Source organism: Kitasatospora sp. NPDC127060 (assembly GCF_042724935.1).
In the GTDB taxonomy this organism is placed as follows: Bacteria; Actinomycetota; Actinomycetes; order Streptomycetales; family Streptomycetaceae; genus Kitasatospora.
This window is the reverse complement of sequence record NZ_JBHXEG010000056.1, coordinates 33,774-48,784: the sequence shown is the minus strand read 5'-3', so window position 1 is coordinate 48,784 and position 15,011 is coordinate 33,774. Positions and strand designations below refer to the sequence as shown.

17 protein-coding genes are annotated in these 15,011 nt (G+C 72.6%); 8 read left to right on the top strand and 9 right to left on the bottom strand.

What is annotated here, in order from left to right; genetic code table 11:
- The first annotated feature begins 70 nt into the window (after positions 1–70).
- Positions 71–1,021, top strand: a complete 951-nt coding sequence (locus ACFWIS_RS27130; protein ID WP_380457379.1) for a ferritin family protein — start codon at positions 71–73, stop codon at positions 1,019–1,021.
- A 329-nt stretch (positions 1,022–1,350) separates the two neighbouring features.
- Here ACFWIS_RS27130 and ACFWIS_RS27125 read toward each other — a convergent pair whose 3' ends face one another.
- From ACFWIS_RS27125 to ACFWIS_RS27110, 4 genes are all read right to left on the bottom strand, one after another.
- Complete coding sequence (locus ACFWIS_RS27125) at positions 1,351–2,523, bottom strand: DUF4157 domain-containing protein (protein WP_380524015.1); 1,173 nt, start codon at positions 2,521–2,523, stop codon at positions 1,351–1,353.
- 403 nt (positions 2,524–2,926) lie between these two features.
- Positions 2,927–3,859 (bottom strand): trypsin-like serine peptidase, encoded by a 933-nt coding sequence (locus ACFWIS_RS27120; protein ID WP_380457382.1) that lies wholly within the window; start codon positions 3,857–3,859, stop codon positions 2,927–2,929.
- A gap of 95 nt (positions 3,860–3,954) precedes the next feature.
- Positions 3,955–4,308 (bottom strand): hypothetical protein, encoded by a 354-nt coding sequence (locus ACFWIS_RS27115; protein WP_380457385.1) that lies wholly within the window; start codon positions 4,306–4,308, stop codon positions 3,955–3,957.
- Entirely contained in the window at positions 4,305–4,652 is a 348-nt protein-coding gene (locus ACFWIS_RS27110; RefSeq protein WP_380457388.1) for a hypothetical protein, read from the bottom strand. The genes ACFWIS_RS27115 and ACFWIS_RS27110 overlap by 4 nt, the downstream gene beginning before the upstream one ends.
- Before the next feature lie 106 nt (positions 4,653–4,758).
- Between ACFWIS_RS27110 and ACFWIS_RS27105 the strand changes: the two genes are divergently transcribed.
- The 5 genes from ACFWIS_RS27105 (at position 4,759) to ACFWIS_RS27085 (ending at position 9,668) form a co-directional block, all read left to right on the top strand.
- Entirely contained in the window at positions 4,759–5,583 is an 825-nt protein-coding gene (locus tag ACFWIS_RS27105; protein WP_380457390.1) for a helix-turn-helix domain-containing protein, read from the top strand.
- 3 nt (positions 5,584–5,586) lie between these two features.
- Positions 5,587–5,796 carry a DUF397 domain-containing protein gene (locus tag ACFWIS_RS27100; protein ID WP_380457391.1) on the top strand — a complete coding sequence of 70 codons (210 nt, stop codon included), beginning with the start codon at positions 5,587–5,589 and terminating at the stop codon, positions 5,794–5,796.
- Positions 5,797–5,928: 132 nt separating this feature from the next.
- Positions 5,929–6,957 (top strand): phosphotransferase family protein, encoded by a 1,029-nt coding sequence (locus ACFWIS_RS27095; RefSeq protein ID WP_380457393.1) that lies wholly within the window; start codon positions 5,929–5,931, stop codon positions 6,955–6,957.
- A gap of 5 nt (positions 6,958–6,962) precedes the next feature.
- Positions 6,963–8,174 carry an acyl-CoA dehydrogenase family protein gene (locus tag ACFWIS_RS27090; protein ID WP_380457395.1) on the top strand — a complete coding sequence of 404 codons (1,212 nt, stop codon included), beginning with the start codon at positions 6,963–6,965 and terminating at the stop codon, positions 8,172–8,174.
- Between the two features lie 189 nt (positions 8,175–8,363).
- Positions 8,364–9,668 (top strand): alpha/beta hydrolase family protein, encoded by a 1,305-nt coding sequence (locus tag ACFWIS_RS27085; protein ID WP_380457398.1) that lies wholly within the window; start codon positions 8,364–8,366, stop codon positions 9,666–9,668.
- 8 nt (positions 9,669–9,676) lie between these two features.
- On the opposite strand, the gene ACFWIS_RS27080 is transcribed toward ACFWIS_RS27085, so the two are convergent.
- The gene (locus ACFWIS_RS27080) at positions 9,677–10,249 is read right to left on the bottom strand and encodes a helix-turn-helix domain-containing protein (protein WP_380457400.1); all 573 of its coding nucleotides are present in this window, start codon (positions 10,247–10,249) and stop codon (positions 9,677–9,679) included.
- 125 nt (positions 10,250–10,374) lie between these two features.
- Between ACFWIS_RS27080 and ACFWIS_RS27075 the strand changes: the two genes are divergently transcribed.
- On the top strand, positions 10,375–11,007 hold the full coding sequence (locus tag ACFWIS_RS27075) for a class I SAM-dependent methyltransferase (RefSeq protein ID WP_380457402.1): 633 nt from the start codon (positions 10,375–10,377) through the stop codon (positions 11,005–11,007).
- A 41-nt stretch (positions 11,008–11,048) separates the two neighbouring features.
- On the opposite strand, the gene ACFWIS_RS27070 is transcribed toward ACFWIS_RS27075, so the two are convergent.
- Entirely contained in the window at positions 11,049–11,465 is a 417-nt protein-coding gene (locus tag ACFWIS_RS27070; RefSeq protein ID WP_380457404.1) for a winged helix-turn-helix transcriptional regulator, read from the bottom strand.
- Between the two features lie 79 nt (positions 11,466–11,544).
- On the opposite strand from ACFWIS_RS27070, the gene ACFWIS_RS27065 reads away from it, so the two are divergent.
- Positions 11,545–12,363 carry an NAD(P)H-binding protein gene (locus ACFWIS_RS27065; RefSeq protein ID WP_380457406.1) on the top strand — a complete coding sequence of 273 codons (819 nt, stop codon included), beginning with the start codon at positions 11,545–11,547 and terminating at the stop codon, positions 12,361–12,363.
- A gap of 30 nt (positions 12,364–12,393) precedes the next feature.
- Here ACFWIS_RS27065 and ACFWIS_RS27060 read toward each other — a convergent pair whose 3' ends face one another.
- From ACFWIS_RS27060 to ACFWIS_RS27050, 3 genes are read right to left on the bottom strand one after another with little or no spacing between them, the layout of a single operon-like run.
- The gene (locus ACFWIS_RS27060) at positions 12,394–13,365 is read right to left on the bottom strand and encodes an NADPH:quinone oxidoreductase family protein (protein ID WP_380457407.1); all 972 of its coding nucleotides are present in this window, start codon (positions 13,363–13,365) and stop codon (positions 12,394–12,396) included.
- A complete protein-coding gene (locus tag ACFWIS_RS27055; RefSeq protein WP_380457409.1) occupies positions 13,362–14,147 on the bottom strand; it encodes an SDR family NAD(P)-dependent oxidoreductase in 786 nt (261 codons plus the stop codon). Before ACFWIS_RS27055 ends, ACFWIS_RS27060 begins: the two co-directional genes overlap by 4 nt.
- A complete protein-coding gene (locus tag ACFWIS_RS27050) occupies positions 14,144–14,902 on the bottom strand; it encodes an SDR family oxidoreductase (protein ID WP_380457411.1) in 759 nt (252 codons plus the stop codon). The genes ACFWIS_RS27055 and ACFWIS_RS27050 overlap by 4 nt, the downstream gene beginning before the upstream one ends.
- Positions 14,903–15,011: the final 109 nt, after the last annotated feature.

Genomic DNA, 15,011 nt, shown 5'->3' with positions numbered 1-15,011 from the left:
CGCTCGATCGTGGACGATCCATTTGCTTCCATGCCAGGGCTCGCGCTCCGACAATCCCCGGGAGAAGAACATGCTGCCATCCGCACGACGCCTGCTCGTGGCGGGGACCTTCCTGCTCGCGATCGGCACACCAACCACCGCCATCGCCGCCCCGTCTCCCGCCCACCGCGGTGCGGACCACCGGCTCCGTCCACAGACCCTCACCGACCTGCAGACCTCCATGCGTGGCGAAGCTTTCGCGCACGCCTCCTACACCTTCTACGCCGACCAGGCGGACCGGGAGCACCTGCCCGGCGCCGCGGACCTCTACCGCCGGACCGCCGAGGTGGAACTGAACGAGCACTTCCGCGAGGAGGCGCTGCTCGCCGGTGCGATCGGCGACGAGGCCGCGAACCTCACGATCTCCGCCGCCGGAGAGGCCAACGAGGCGACCTCGATGTACCCACGGTTCGCCCAGGAAGCCGAGCAGGACGGCGACCACAACGCGGCCGTCCTCTTCGCGGAGATCGCCAACGACGAGGCCGCCCACGGTGAGGCGTTCAACGCCGCGCTCCACGTCGTGCGGACGGGGCAGGGGCAGATCCCGCCCCCGCCCCAGGTCGACCCGGTGTCGGTGCCCGCCGGTCCGGCGCAGGTGCGCTCGGCCCGCACCCTGGCCAACCTCGACACCGCGATGCACGGCGAGGCGTTGGCCTTCGCCCGGTACACGATGTTCGCCGAGCAGGCCGCGCAGTCCGGCGACGAGCAGATCGCCGACCTGTTCCGGGGCACCGCCGCAGTCGAGTTGCACGAGCACTTCGCGGGTGAGGCCGTCCTGGTCGGCCTGATCAACGGCACTCGGGCCAACCTGACCAAGAGCATCGCCGGCGAGAGTTACGAGGCGACCGTCATGTACCCGACCTTCGCCGACCGCGCCGAGAGCGCGGGAGACACCGAAGCGGCGGAACTCTTCTGCGACGACGCGCGCGACGAAGCCGGCCATGCCCGGGCGTTCCAGCGGGCTCTCGACCGACTCGGCTGACCGCAACCTGCAGGCGGCACGTGGTGCTGAGTCCGGCGTCCGCGCCGGTACTTCGTCGGCAGCAGGGCCGGTGCCGTCCGGGCCGCTTCGATGTGATCGGCGGCGCTATTGCTGCCCGCGTTCCCCGGCCGCGGCAGCGTGGCGGCCCCTGCCCCCACGGCGGTTGCGCTCCAACCCCCGCGTCATCGAACGCACGGTGTCCAACCGGGCAGCCAAACGCACCGAGCACCTCAACCCGCCCCGATCCGACCTCCCCACCGTCTCCCTGGTCGGGCCGACCAAAACCGGCCCGACCAGGTGAAACAGCACCTGAATCACCGGTATTGCGACTAGGGGAGTCGCTCCAGTTCGCGCTTCACCCGGCAGCGCCTGTTGGCGATGCCGTAGGGAACGATGAGCTCGACCTTCCCTCCCGGTTCGCCTGACTGCAGGACCATGTTCCGGTCGGCGAGGGACTTCATGAGGTCCTGGTCCTGGTCGAAGCCGAGCAGTGCTTTCACCAGGCGCGCCGATGCCAACGGCGAGGCGAACCCGAGCGCGTGGTAGTCGATGCCGGTCAGGTCGTACGCGCGCATGTCGGGTGTGGCTATCTCCAGCAGCACGCCTCCCTTGTTCAGGTAGCCGCGAGCATGGTCTTGTGACGTCGCCAGGTACATCCCCCTCCAGCCGTCCTCCGCGCGGGGGTCGCCGATCGAGAAGTCCTGTGCCGCTCCTTCGCCCCATCCCTCCCAGCGGGAGACGAGGACCGACTTGTAGTGGACCGCGGCCACGGGGACGGTCGCCGGGGTGCCGATCTGTTCGAGGAGCGCGTCGGTGATCTCGGTCTGGATCTCGTAGTCGGCGGACGTCGGCTTGGATATCGGCTGTCCGGTCGCCTTGTGGACCAGGATTCCTTCCGGCGTGCACAGCACGTCGGTCGTGGTGAGCACGCTTCCCTTGTGCCACAGCGCGAAACTCGAGCCGGACGCGTCGTAGTACTCCAGGTCGCCACTGAACACCGCGAGGCTGGCGCCGTCGGCCGTTTTGACTTCGGTCCCCGCGGCCGAGGTCGTGAAGACGTCCCCGTCGGCGTTGACGAAGGGCTCCAGGTTTCCTTCTCCCTCGGCGCGCTGCACAAAGGATCCGGTTCCTCCCGTGGCCTCCGAGGTCCGCTCCGCGTCGGTGGCCGGGTGCGGCCGCACCAGCGGCGCTCGCATGACCGCGGTCGCGTTGGCCTCCGCGGCGCGCTCGAAGCTGTCGGACGGGTCGGACACCTTCAGTCCGGATCCGTTGTCGGTGCCTGGGACAGGTCCTTGACGCTGCTGGATGACGTGGGTGAGTTCATGGGCGAGGGTGTGCTTGTCCGCACCACCGGCACCGATGACGACGTGGTTGCCCGAGGTGTACGCGCGAGCGCCGATCTCGGCGGCGGACGCCTTGGCGGCGCCGTCGTTGTGGATGCGGACGTCGGAGAAGTCGGCCCCGAGGCGCGTCTCCATCTCGGTACGCGTCGACTGGTCCATGGGCTTGCCGCTGGTACGCAGGATGTCGGGGACGGTGGCCCGCTGCACCGTGGGCCGCCCGGCCTGCTGGTGCCCACGGTCGGAGCCGTGCCGGTGCTGTCCCTGGGCCCCGGAGTCTCCGGCCCTGCGGAGCATCTGGACCACGGCCGCGTTACCGGCGGTGCTCTGCAGGGCAAGGACGCCCCGGGGCGGCGTCCCCCCGGTCGGCGCGGGCTTGCGCGTCGGGGGGCGCCGGGCCTCCGCGGCGGATGTCTTCGCTTGGTCGTGGCTGTGCACGAACTCTCCTCCTGCGCGTGACAGTTTTCTCCTCTGTATACGTGTACGTGGCAGCCCGGGCCAGGTACGCGAGGGCAGAGGCGAGGGAAACCGAAGGCAGCCGGACGGGCGGATCGCCGGGTACAGGTCAGGCGTTTCGGGGAGGGGCCGGTGGCGGGGTGCCCGTGGTGGCGGCCCGGTAGAGGGTGCGGACGGCGGAGGTGAAGGGGGCGCTGTAGGAGACCTGCGGGGTGTTGCCGCCGGTGTGGTAGCCGCCGATGAGGCCGATCACGGCCCAGCCGCCGAACCACGGGACGAGCATCGGGCCGCCGGAGGTGCCGCCGGTGAAGCCGTCACAGGCGATGCGTTCGAAGGTGCCCGGGTCGGCGGGGTCGTCGCTGGGCCAAGTGGTCGTCCAGCTGAGGCACTCCACCGGCTTCTGGGCGCCGCCCGGGTAGCCGATCATCCGGACCGGGGCGTGGACGTACCCCGTGTCGGTGAGGAGCCGGACGGCGCCGACGGCGTCTTCGAGGCGTTGGCCGTCCTGGTTGGGCTCGGTCACGGCGAAGCCGAAGTCGTAGGCGGCGCCCGCGTGTTCGCCCCGGTCGTAGTACTCCTGGGCGAGGTAGACGCCGTTCTCCTCGACCGGGAAGACGCCGAACGGCTTGAGCCCGTCGTGGTACTGGGGAACGAAGCCCAGGTGCCGCTCGGGGGAGGTGCCGGCGTAGCCCTTGAGGCAGTGGCCCGCGCTCAGCACCAGGTCGTGGTCAGGACTGTGGACGACGGAGGCGCTGCAGGTGCGCCCGGTGCCGGTGGCGTCGGTCCAGAAGAAGGCGCCGGCCTGGGGGATCCCGTCGAAGCTCCGGCTCGGGGGGATGTACTCGTCGGGGCGCGGGCCGTCGGCCGTGGGTTGGGCGGCCTTGGTGTCCAGGGGGACGGCGGCGGCCATGCGGGCGGGGGTCCAGAAGGCGCTGAGCTGTGCGGCGGTGGCCGAATGGTCGGTGGTGGCGGAGGCGGCCGGGGCGAGTCCGGCGGCGGAGAGGAGGACGGCGGCGGTGGCCGTGGCGAACCTGGACGCCATGGGTGGTCCCTTCCGGTCGGGTGAGACGGTCGTCGATGTGGGCCCCGCACAGTGTGGAGTGCCCACCTCGGAGCCCGGCTCACCCTGGGGGCCGGTCAGCTGATGGCGCGTCGGAAGGCTTCGGCGTCCTCGGGGCTGAAGAAGCGCCGGATGCGGGCGGAGGAGCCGGGAGCGCGGAGGTACTCGTGCCGGTCGAGGTTCCAGAGGCCCCAGGAGTCGAGCTGGAGGAAGTGGGGGCTGGAGGCGTCGATCAGGCGAACCTCGAACGGGGACGGGGAGTTGGTGCGGACCCAGGCCTGCGCCTGGGCGTACGAGTAGAAGCGGAGCGGCTCGTCGGCCGGGGGGAGGGCCTTGACGAGATCGGTGGTCTCGCGGTCGCGGACGACCCAGGCCTGGTAGTAGGTGCCGCGCGGGGCGTCGGCCGGGACGATGGCGTAGCGGTCGGTCATCGGCGGGTCGCCACCTGGATGAAGCCGGCGGCCTTCTCGACGCGCTCGGCGAACTCGTTGAACTCGCCCTCGATGGGGGAGATGGTCGCCTTGCTGGGGACGAGGATCGCGCCGGCCTGACGGTCGAGGATCTGGCGCAGCGCGGCCTGGAGCATCGGGCGGTGCTCGGGCCCCCGGACGTCGACCTCGTCGTCCACGACGATGAGGGAGATGTCCCAGTTGAAGGTGCGGGCGTAGGCCTCGCACTGGCCCAACTCGCGCTCGGGGAAGGCGGAATCGGGCTTGGCCAGGTAGATGACCACCTGGAGGCGGTGCAAGGTCTGGGGAGCGGTGGGGCAGCTCAAGGTTCGTTCCTCTCTGTAGCGGGACGGCTACCAAGTGTGCCCACTCTCCGCTAAGCTTGGGATTCGTTCAACTTGTCTGCGCCTCAGGTGGAATTGGACGTGAGCCGTGAATCGCAAGGAACTTGACCCGACGGCATCCCCGCGCCAGTCCTTCGGCGCGCTGCTCCGCAGTTCGCGCGAGGCGCTGGGGCGGACCCAGCAGGATCTGGCCGAAGCGATGGGGTACTCGGACAGCTACATCTCGGCCGTGGAAACAGGCCGCAAATCCACCAGCCGAGACTTCGTCAGGGCGGCTGACATGGCCCTGGGGGCGGGCCAGACACTTGAGTTGATGTGGGTTGGGATGCGGCGGAAGGGCTTCCTGGAGGGCTTCCCCGAGCATGCTGCGCAGGAGGCTCGTGCATCCGAGGTGAGGGTCTACGAACCGAACCTCATCCCTGGACTCTTTCAAACCAAGGCCTATGCTTCAGCGATCGAAGCGGCAGCAGTGCAGCGCGGCAGCAGTACGCCGGACCAGGCTGATGAACGAGTGAAGTTCCTCTTGGCCCGTCAGCGGTTGCACCGTCGGGCGGATCCGCCGGTCATCCATGCGGTGATAGACGAGAGCGGTATCCGCCGCCCGGTGGGTGGCGTCGAGACGATGCGCGCGCAGCTCGATCACTTGGTGGACCTCGCGTCCAGGTCGCATGTGATCTTCCAGGTCGCGCCGTTCAGCTTGGCTGAACATGCTCCGTTCGTTTCGTTCGTCACGTTGTTGACCTTTGCCGACCGTTCTGTGATCGGCTATACGGAAGCTGCGGATCACGGCTACGTAGTGCGGGAAGAGAGCACGGTCAGGGCATGGGAAAGGGCCTACGATCGGTTGCAGGTGGAAGCGCTGACCAGAGCCGCGACCCTCGACCTGATTCGCAAGGCCCGAAAGGAACTTTGACTCATGACCCGCCCAGACCTGTCTCGCGCTTCCTGGTTCAAGTCGTCGTACTCCGGTAACGGCGGCTCCTGCGTGGAAGTCTCGCCTGACATCGTCGGCGTTGTCCCCGTCCGTGACTCCAAGGATCCCGAGGGGCCCGTGCTCGTCTTCCGGGGCGCGGCTTGGGCGTCCTTCATTGCCGCGACCGTCTCGGGCGAGTTCGGCGACGTCTGACCTCCTCATTCCCCCTCCCGCGAGCCCCCGGACCGGCCGGTCCAGGGGCTCGCGGCATTGACAGGGCCCCTCCTCCGTTGAATGCTAAGCAAGCGCTTAGTCAATGATCCGCTTTCCCCGAGGAGCCGCTCGATGGCCGAGACCCCCGCTGACCCGCCCGGACTGGATCTGGCCCGGCTCCGCTCCCACCTGGACGCGGAGCTCCCCGGCCTCCTCCACGGGCCGCTGCGGGCCGACCTCATCGAGGGGGGCCGCTCGAACCTCACGTACGTCCTCTCGGACGGCCGCTCCCGCTGGGTCCTCCGCCGCCCGCCGCTCGGGCACGTCCTGGCCACCGCGCACGACATGGGCCGCGAGCACCGGGTCATGTCGGCCCTCCGGAACACCGAGGTCCCCGTCCCCGACATGCTCCTCATCGACCACGGCACCGACGTCCTCGGCGCCCCCTGGTACCTCATGGAGCACGTCGACGGCGTCGCCCACCGCTCCCGCAAGGCCCTCGTCGCCCTCGGCGAGGACCGGGTCACCGCCCTCGGCCGCCAGCTCGTCGAGACCCTCGCCGCCCTCCACAAGATCGACCCCGCCACCGTCGGCCTGGCCGACTTCGGCCGCCCCGACGGCTACCTGGAGCGCCAGCTGCGCCGCTGGTCCACCCAGTTGGAGAACTCCCGCAGCCGCGATCTCCCGGACCTCGACCGGCTGCACGCCCTGCTCGCCGAGCGCCTCCCCATCTCGCCCGCCCCCGCCCTCGTCCACGGCGACTACCGGCTCGACAACGTCCTCGTCGATGGCACCGACGCCATCACCGCCGTCCTCGACTGGGAGATGTCCACCCTCGGTGACCCGCTCACCGACATCGGCCTCCTCGTGATGTACACCGAACTCGCCGGTGTGGGCGGCGGCATCATCCCGTCCGCGATGGCCGCCCCCGGCTTCCCCAAGGCCGACGAGATCGTCTCGTACTACGCCCAACTGACCGGCCGCCAGGCCGCCGACCTGGACTGGTACGTGGCCTTCGCCTCGTTCAAGCTGGCCGCCGTCGCCGAGGGCATCCACTTCCGCTTCCAGCAGGGCCGCACCCTGGGCGCCGGTTTCGAGCGCGCCGGTGAGATGGCCCCGATCCTCGCCCGGCACGGCCTGAGCACCCTCAAGGAGGGCTAAGAACCATGGACTTCGCGTACGACGCCCGGACGAACGAGCTCCGCGAGCAGCTGCTCGCCTTCATGGCCGAGCACGTCCACCCCGCCGAGACCACCCTCGCCCAGCAGCTCGCCGACCCGGCCCGCGAGCCGTGGAGCGTCCCGCCGGTGGTCGCCGACCTCCAGGCGGAGGCCCGCAAGCAGGGCCTCTGGAATCTGTTCATTCCCGGGGAGCACGGCGCCGGCCTCACCAACCTCCAGTACGCCCCGCTCGCCGAGATCACCGGCCGCAGCATCCAGTTGGCCCCGCCCGCCCTGAACTGCGCCGCCCCCGACACCGGGAACATGGAACTCCTCGCCCAGTTCGGCAGCGCCGAGCAGAAGGAGCGCTGGCTGCGCCCCCTGCTCGACGCCGAGATCCGCTCGGCGTTCGCGATGACCGAGCCCGAGGTGGCCTCCTCGGACGCGACCAACATCGCCACCCGGATCGAGCGGGACGGCGACCAGTACCTGATCAACGGCCGCAAGTGGTACATCACCGGGGCGATGAACCCGGACTGCAAGCTGTTCATCGTGATGGGCAAGACCGACCCGGACGCCGCCCCGCACCGCCAGCAGAGCATGGTGATCGTGCCGCGCGACACCCCGGGCGTCACCGTCAAGCGCGGTATGACGGTCTTCGGCTACGACGACGCCGACCACGGCGGTCACGCCGAGGTGCTGTTCGAGGACGTCCGCGTCCCGGTCGAGAACCTGATCGGTGAGGAAGGCGGCGGCTTCGCCATCGCCCAGGCCCGGCTGGGGCCCGGCCGGATCCACCACTGCATGCGGGCGATCGGTCTCGCCGAGCGGGCGCTGGAGCTGATGTGCCGCCGGGCGAACGAGCGGGTGGCCTTCGGCCGTCCGCTGGCCGAGCAGGGCGTGGTGCAGGACTGGATCGCCGAATCCCGGGTCCGCATCGAGCAGTTGAGGCTGCTGGTGCTCAAGACGGCCTGGCTGATGGACACCGTCGGCAACCGGGGTGCGCACACCGAGATCCAGGCCATCAAGATCGCCACGCCGCGCACGGTGGAGTGGATCCTCGACAAGGCCGTCCAGGCGCACGGCGCGGCCGGGGTCAGCCAGGACACCCCGCTCGCCCAACTGTGGGCCGGCAACCGCACCTTGCGGCTCGCCGACGGGCCGGACGAGGTGCACAAGCGCTCGCTGGCGCGGCGGGAGCTCAAGCAGTACCGCTGACCCTCCGGGTCGCCGTGTGCCGGGGCGCGCCGGAGGTCTCGCCGACCGTGTGAGACATCCCTCTCCCGCGGCGGGGCTGGCAGCTCCCCGAGGGCCCGGCACCGTAGGGGTGTGATACCCGGGTACTCAGGGGGAGTTGGCTCCCGGGTATGACGGCCCGGCCCCCGCTCCGCCCGTAGCGTCTCCTCCGTGACCGATCAGGACGAGGAGACAGCGATGAGCAGGCGGGGACGGGCCGTGGCGGCGGTACTGCTGGCGGCGACGGCGACGTTGGGCGTGGTCGGCGCACCGGGGGCGCTGGCGGCGCCGGCCGACGGCGGCGGGCAGCGGCAGGCCAGGGCCTGGCTGCCGCAGCCCACCGGGCCGTACCCGATCGGCACGACGTCCCTCCAGCTCACGGACGACGCCCGGGACGACCCCTGGAAGCCCGGGCAGCACCGCAGGCTGATGATCAGCCTCTGGTACCCGACCACCCGGCCCCCCACCGGCGACGACCGCGCGCCGTACATGCTCCCCGCCGCCGCCGACCACTTCGGCAGCGCCGGGAGCGTCGGCCAGAGCAACAACGGCTTCGAACCCGGCCGCACCGACTGGGCGGGCATCCGCACCCACGCCCGCGCCGACGCGCCCGCCCTGCCGGGCGGCAAGCGGCCCGTCGTGCTGTACGAGGCGGGCTTCGGCGACCCGCGCACCTGGGGCACCGGCCTGGTGGAGGACCTCGCCTCGCGCGGCTACGTCGTCGTCACCGTCGACCACACCTACGAGGCCTCCGAGGTCGCCTTCCCCGACGGGGACCTCGCCACCTCCGTCTTCCCCGCGCTGATGACCCAGCCCGGCCTCGACATCGGCGCCCTCCTGCGCAAGATGCTGCAGAGCCGGGTCGACGACACCCGCTTCGTCCTGGACCAGCTCTCCGGGCTGCGCCGCGACCGGCAGCTGCCGACCGGCCTCGCCGCCTCCCTCGACCTCGACCGGATCGGCATGGTCGGCCACTCCGGGGGCGGCTCCGCGGCCCTCCAGACCATGCACGACGACCCGCGCCTCAAGGTCGGCGTCAACCTCGACGGCCAGCTGCACTTCCCCGGCCCGGACGGCCGGACCGGCGTCTTCCTGCCCACCGTCGCCCAGGACGGCCTGACCCGGCCCTTCCTGCTCATGGGCACCCAGAACCCCGACTCCGGCAGCTACCACCAGCAGCCCGGCTGGGACGCCCTGTGGCAGCACAGCACCGGCTGGCACGCCGACGTGACCCTCACCGGCTCCCGGCACGGCTCCTACACCGACGCCCAGTCCCTGCTGCCCCAACTCGCCCGGCAGGGCGCGATCAGCGGGACGCAGCTGACCGACGACGTCGGCGACGTCCGCCCGGACCGCGCGGTGTCGGCCACCCGCTCGTACGTCGCGTCGTTCTTCGACCGCTGGCTGCGCGGCCACGACGACCACCTGCTGGACGGGCCCTCGGCGCGCTTCCCGGAGATGACCTACGAGCGGTAGCGGCGGGATCAGGGCGTGCGGGCCCGGAGGTGGGCCCGCTCGCCCTGGTGGCCGAAGAGGACGAGGAGTTCGACCGTCCGCTCGCCGTCCGGGCCGAGCCAGTGCGGCACGTGGGTGTCGAACTCGGCGGCCTCGCCCGCCCGGAGGACCAGGCTCTGGTCGCCCAGCAGCAGCCGCAGCCGGCCGGAGAGCACAAAGACCCACTCGAAGCCCTCATGGGTCATCAACTCCGGCTCGGTGCCGGGCCGGGGCGGGATCAGCAGCTTGTGGGCCTGGACGCCGCCGGGGTGGCTGAGCGGCACGTACGTCATGCCGTCCCGGACCACCGGGCGCAGGTGGATGCGAGGGTCCCCGGTGCGCGGCGCGCCGACCAGGTCGTCCAGGGGGACGGCGTGCACCTCGGCGAGCGGCAGCAGCAGCTCCAGGGTGGGCTTGCGGGTGCCGCCCTCCAGCCGGGAGAGGGTGCTCTCGTTGATGCCGGTCCGTTCGGCGAGGTCCGCCAGGGTCATCCCGCGCCGGCGGCGCAGCTCGCGCAGCCGGGGGCCGACGGCGGCCAGGACGTCCTTCTTCGCGTGGTCCACGCCGCTCAGGTTGCCGAAACGGCACGGGGCGTTGCAAGCCCGGCAGGGCGCGCGGCACCGTCGGTGGCAGCCGGGCCGGCGCGCGATGCCGGCCGCGAACCACGTCGCCTGACGAAAGGCCCCCGATGCACACCGACAGCGACCCCGCGACCTTCTGGGAGACCCACTACGCCGGCCTGGACGCCGAGTGGGGCACCCGGCCCAACGCCGTCCTGGCGGAGCTGGTCACCGCCCTCGCGCCCGAGCCCGGCACGGCGCTGGACCTCGGCTGCGGGCACGGCGGCGACGCGCTCTGGCTGGCCGGCCTCGGCTGGGACGTCACCGCCGTCGACATCGCCGCCACCGCGCTGGACCGGGTCGCCGACCGGGCCCGGGCCGAGGGGGTGGCCGCGCTGGTCCACCCCGCCCGCCACGACCTGGCGCGGAGCTTCCCCGAGGGCGCCTTCGACCTGGTCGGCGCGAGCTACTTCCACACGCCCGTCGAGCTCCCCCGGGCCGCCGTACTGCGCCGCGCCGCGGCGGCGGTGGCGCCGGGCGGGCTGCTGATCGTCGTGGACCACGCCTCGGTGGCCCCCTGGTCCTGGCAGGCCGGGCAGGACGTGCGCTTCCCCGCCCCCGAGGAGGCCCTCGCCGAGCTGCGGCTCGGCGCCGGCTGGCACACCGAGCGCTGCCACGCGCCGCAGCGCACCGCCACCGGCCCCCAGGGGCGGAGCGCGACCGTCACCGACAACGTCATCGCGGTGCGGCGGTCGGGCTGAGGCACGCGGTCGTGCCCGCCGGCCTCCGGGCGGGCGTCCGCTCAGCGGATCTCGGAGCCCGGGTTGGCCTCGTCCCACTGCTGTCGGGAGGTCACGATCGCGTCGTGGTGGGAGTAGGACCAGTCGACCATCGCCCGCACCAGGTGGGTGAGGCTGTGCCCGAGGGGCGTCAGCTCGTACTCCACCTGGGGCGGGACGGTCGGGTGGACGGTGCGGGAGACCAGGCCGTCGCGCTCCAGCCGGCGCACCGTCAGGGTCAGCATCCGCTGCGAGATGCCCGGCAGGGCGCGTTGCAGCTCGCGGAACCGCCGTACGCCCTGGGCGAGTTCGACCACGGCCAGCACGGACCACTTGTCGCCGAGCCGGTTCAGCAGGTCGCGGATCCCGCAGTCCACGTCGTCCTCGCACCAGACGACCGGGCGGGGGGCGGTGGTTACCGCGGTGTGCGCTACTGACATGGAAGTGCCTCCTTACGCCGGACGCCCAGGCTACCGAGGATGGAGCCGTCCCCAGAGACCGCACGTCCCAAGGAGAACCATGCTGCTCGTCACCGGTGTCAACGGAGGCCTCGGCACCCTCGTACTGGAGAGGCTCGGCGCCCGGGAGGGCGTCGTCGCCGGGAGCCGGACGCCGGAGCGGGTGGCGGCCGAAGTACCCGTCCGGCTGGTGGACTTCGACCGGCCGGAGACCCTGGCCGAGGCCTTCGCGGGGGTGCGGACCCTGCTGCTGATCTCGGCCGGCGCCGCCGAGGACGACGTGGTGATCGCCCGGCACGGCGCCGCGATCGAGTCGGCCGAGCGGGCGGGCGTCGAGCACGTCGTCTACACCAGCCTGTCCGGCGACGGCGACCACCTGCCGTACGCGCTGGCGCACCGGTGGACGGAGCGGCGGCTGCGCGCGTCCGGCACGCTGCGCTGGACGGTGCTGCGCAACGGCCTCTACGCGGAACTGCTGGCCGCGATCGCCGCGCCCGGCCCGGACGGGGTGATCACCGCACCGCTGGGGGCCGGCCGCTTGGCCGCGGTGGCCCGGGCGGACCTCGCCGAGGCGGCGGTGAACGTGGCCCTGGCGCCGGCCGGGCACGCGGGGCGGACGTACGAGCTGGTGGGGGAGGAGGCGGTGGGCGGCGCGGAGCTGGCCGAGGCGCTCGGTGCCGAGTACCGCCCGGGCCGGCTCGCGCAGGCCCGGGCGGTACTGGCGGCTTCGGACGCCTCCGACTTCCAGGTGCCGATGCTGGTGGGCACCTACTCGGCGATCGCGCACGGCTTCCTGGCCGGGCCCGGCGGGCCGGGCGACCTGGCGGCGCTGCTGGGCCGCCGGCCGCGCCCGGCCCTGGAGGTCATCACGGGGCGGTAGCCCCACGCCTGAACCCAGGCGCCCATGAACTCAGTCGCCCAGGACGGCGATCCGCCCGGTGCTGCGCCCGTCGGCGACCAGCTGGACGGCCGCCGCGGCCTCGGCCATCGGCACCCGGGCGCTGACCAGCGGACGGACCACGCCCTGGTCGGCGAGCTCGGTCAGCTGGTCGTGGGCGGCGCGGACCGCCCGCGGGTCGTGGGTGTTGTAGAGGCCCCAGTGCAGGCCGAGGATCGCGTAGTTCTTCACCAGGGCGTGGTTGAGCGCCGGTGCCGGGATCTTCCCGGCGGCGAAGCCCACCACCACGATCCGGCCCTCGAAGGCCACGCACTTGGTGGAGCCGGTGTAGGCGTCGCCGCCGACCGGGTCGAAGACCACGTCCGCGCCGCGCCCGCCGGTGAACTCCTTGACGGCGGCGACGAAGTCCGCACCGGTGCGGTCCACCACCAGGTCGGCGCCGAGCGCCCGGGCCGCGTCGGCCTTCGCGGGCCCGCCGACCACGGCGACCACCCGGGCCCCGGCGGCCCGGCCGAGCTGGACGGCCGCGCTGCCGACCCCGCCGGCCGCCGCGTGCACCAGCAGGGTCTCCCCGGCCCGCAGCCGGGCCCGGCGGTGCAGGGCGAACCAGGCGGTCTGGTAGCCGATGTGCAGCGCCGCCGCCTCGGCGTCGTCCAGCGCCTCGGGCGCCGGGAACGCCGCCGCGGCGTCCAGCAGCGCGTACTCGGCGAAGGCGCCGTGCGGTAGCACCGGGTTGCCGATCAGCCGCTCACCCCGCCGGGCGCCCTCGGCGACCTCGCCGCACAGCTCCACGCCCGGGGTGAACGGCAGCGGCGGACGGACCTGGTACTGCCCGCGCACCATCAGCGCGTCCGGGAAGTTCACCGCCGCCGCCCGGACCCGGACCAGCAGCTGCCCCGGGCCCGGCACCGGCCGGGCGACCTCCTCGGCCAGCCGCAGCACGGCGGCCGGCTCGCCCAGCTCGTGCACCTGCCAGGCCCTCACAGCGCCCCGCCCTGCTCCAGGCCCTGCTGGAGCCGGTTCATCCCGGAGATCCAGCGGTCCGGCTCGGTGGCCCGGGTGCGGTAGAACTCGGCGGTCTCCGGGTGCGGCAGGATCAGGAATCGGTCCTCGCGCAGCGCGTCCAGCGTCGCCTCGGCGACGGCCTCCGGATCCAGCGCGGTCGGCGCGAGCAGCACCTCGCCGACGGCGCCGGTGGAGGCCAGCATGTCGGTGCGCACCCCCTGGGGGCAGAGCGCGTGCACCCGTACGCCGCGGTGGCGGTAGGTGGCGGAGAGCCACTCGGCGAAGGCGAGCGCGCCGTGCTTGCTGACCGCGTACGGCGCCGATCCGAGCATGGTGAGCAGCCCGGCGGCGGAGACGGTGGCCAGGAAGCGGCCCTGGCCGCGCTCCAGCCAGCGGGGCAGCAGCAGCTCGGCGGCCCGGACGTGGGCCATCACGTTGACCTCCCAGGCGCTCGCCCAGGCCGCGGCCGGTGCGTCGGCGCCGCCGATCGGGGCGACGCCGGCGTTGGCGCACCACAGGTCGATCTCGCCGAGTTCCGCGCGGGAGCGGTCGACCAGGGCGGCCAGACCGGCGGCGGAGGCGGCGTCGCCGGGCAGGGCGGTGCCGGCGCAGTCCGCGGCGACCGCGTGGGCGGCCCCGGCGTCCAGGTCGTTGACCACCACCCGGGCACCGGCCGCGGCGAAGGCCCGGGCCAGCGCCGCGCCGATGCCCCGGCCGGCGCCGGTGACCACCACGCCCTGGCCCTTCAGGTCGGCCGTCACATGCCACCGCCGAGCGTGACCCCGCCGTCCACCACCAGGGTCTGGCCGGTGATCCAGCCGGCCTCGGGGGAGAGCAGGAATGCCACCGCGCCCGCGACGTCCTCGGGGACGCCGAGCCGGCCCAGCGGATAGGCCTTGGCGACCTTCTCCTCCCGGCCCTCGTACAGCGCCTCGGCGAACCTGGTCTTCACCACGGCCGGGGCGACGGCGTTGACCCGGATGCCCTGCGGGCCCAGCTCGGCGCCCAGTTCGGTGGTGAGCCGGATCAGCGCGGCCTTGCTGACGCCGTACATGCCGATCCCGAGCGAGGCGCGGATGCCGGCGATCGAGGCGACGTTGACGATCGAGCCGCCGTGCTCACCCATCCAGGCGGCGTGCGCCCGGCGGGTCCAGGCCAGCGGGCCGAGCACGTTGACGGCGAAGATCTTGGCGGCGGCGGCCTCGTCGGTCTCCAGGACCGGCCCGTACACCGGGTTGATGCCGGTGTTGTTGACCAGGTGGTCGAGCCGTCCGAAGGCCTCCAGGGTGCGGGTGACCGCCTCCTCCTGGTGGGCCGGGTCGTCGGCCTTGCCCGCGACGGCGATCGCGTTGTCCGGGCCGCCCAGGTCGCGGACGGCCTCGGCGAGCGGCTCGGGGTTGCGGGCGGTGAGGCAGACCTTGGCGCCTCGGTCGACGAGTTCCCGGGCGATGCCGAGGCCGATGCCGCGGCTCGATCCGGTCACGACGGCCACCCGGCCCTTGAAGGAGTGCACCACGGAGGGTCCTGCCTTTCCGGTCTGCCCTGCTCTGGATTGCTGACGGTCTGGGGTGCGCTGATCGATCCGGGTTCGCAGATCAATCCGGGGTTGCTGACTAAGCGCTTGC

Bases quoted from the DNA above. Each gene is read 5' to 3' on its own strand.
- ACFWIS_RS27090 (WP_380457395.1), top strand. From the start codon at position 6,963: ATGGACTTCGCGTACGACGCCCGGACGAACGAGCTCCGCGAGCAGCTG.
- ACFWIS_RS27095 (WP_380457393.1), top strand. From the start codon at position 5,929: ATGGCCGAGACCCCCGCTGACCCGCCCGGACTGGATCTGGCCCGGCTC.
- ACFWIS_RS27125 (WP_380524015.1), bottom strand. From the start codon at position 2,523: ATGGACCAGTCGACGCGTACCGAGATGGAGACGCGCCTCGGGGCCGAC.
- ACFWIS_RS27115 (WP_380457385.1), bottom strand. From the start codon at position 4,308: ATGACCGACCGCTACGCCATCGTCCCGGCCGACGCCCCGCGCGGCACC.
- ACFWIS_RS27130 (WP_380457379.1), top strand. From the start codon at position 71: ATGCTGCCATCCGCACGACGCCTGCTCGTGGCGGGGACCTTCCTGCTC.
- ACFWIS_RS27065 (WP_380457406.1), top strand. From the start codon at position 11,545: ATGCTGCTCGTCACCGGTGTCAACGGAGGCCTCGGCACCCTCGTACTG.
- ACFWIS_RS27070 (WP_380457404.1), bottom strand. From the start codon at position 11,465: ATGTCAGTAGCGCACACCGCGGTAACCACCGCCCCCCGCCCGGTCGTC.
- ACFWIS_RS27120 (WP_380457382.1), bottom strand. From the start codon at position 3,859: ATGGCGTCCAGGTTCGCCACGGCCACCGCCGCCGTCCTCCTCTCCGCC.
- ACFWIS_RS27075 (WP_380457402.1), top strand. From the start codon at position 10,375: ATGCACACCGACAGCGACCCCGCGACCTTCTGGGAGACCCACTACGCC.
- ACFWIS_RS27100 (WP_380457391.1), top strand. From the start codon at position 5,587: ATGACCCGCCCAGACCTGTCTCGCGCTTCCTGGTTCAAGTCGTCGTAC.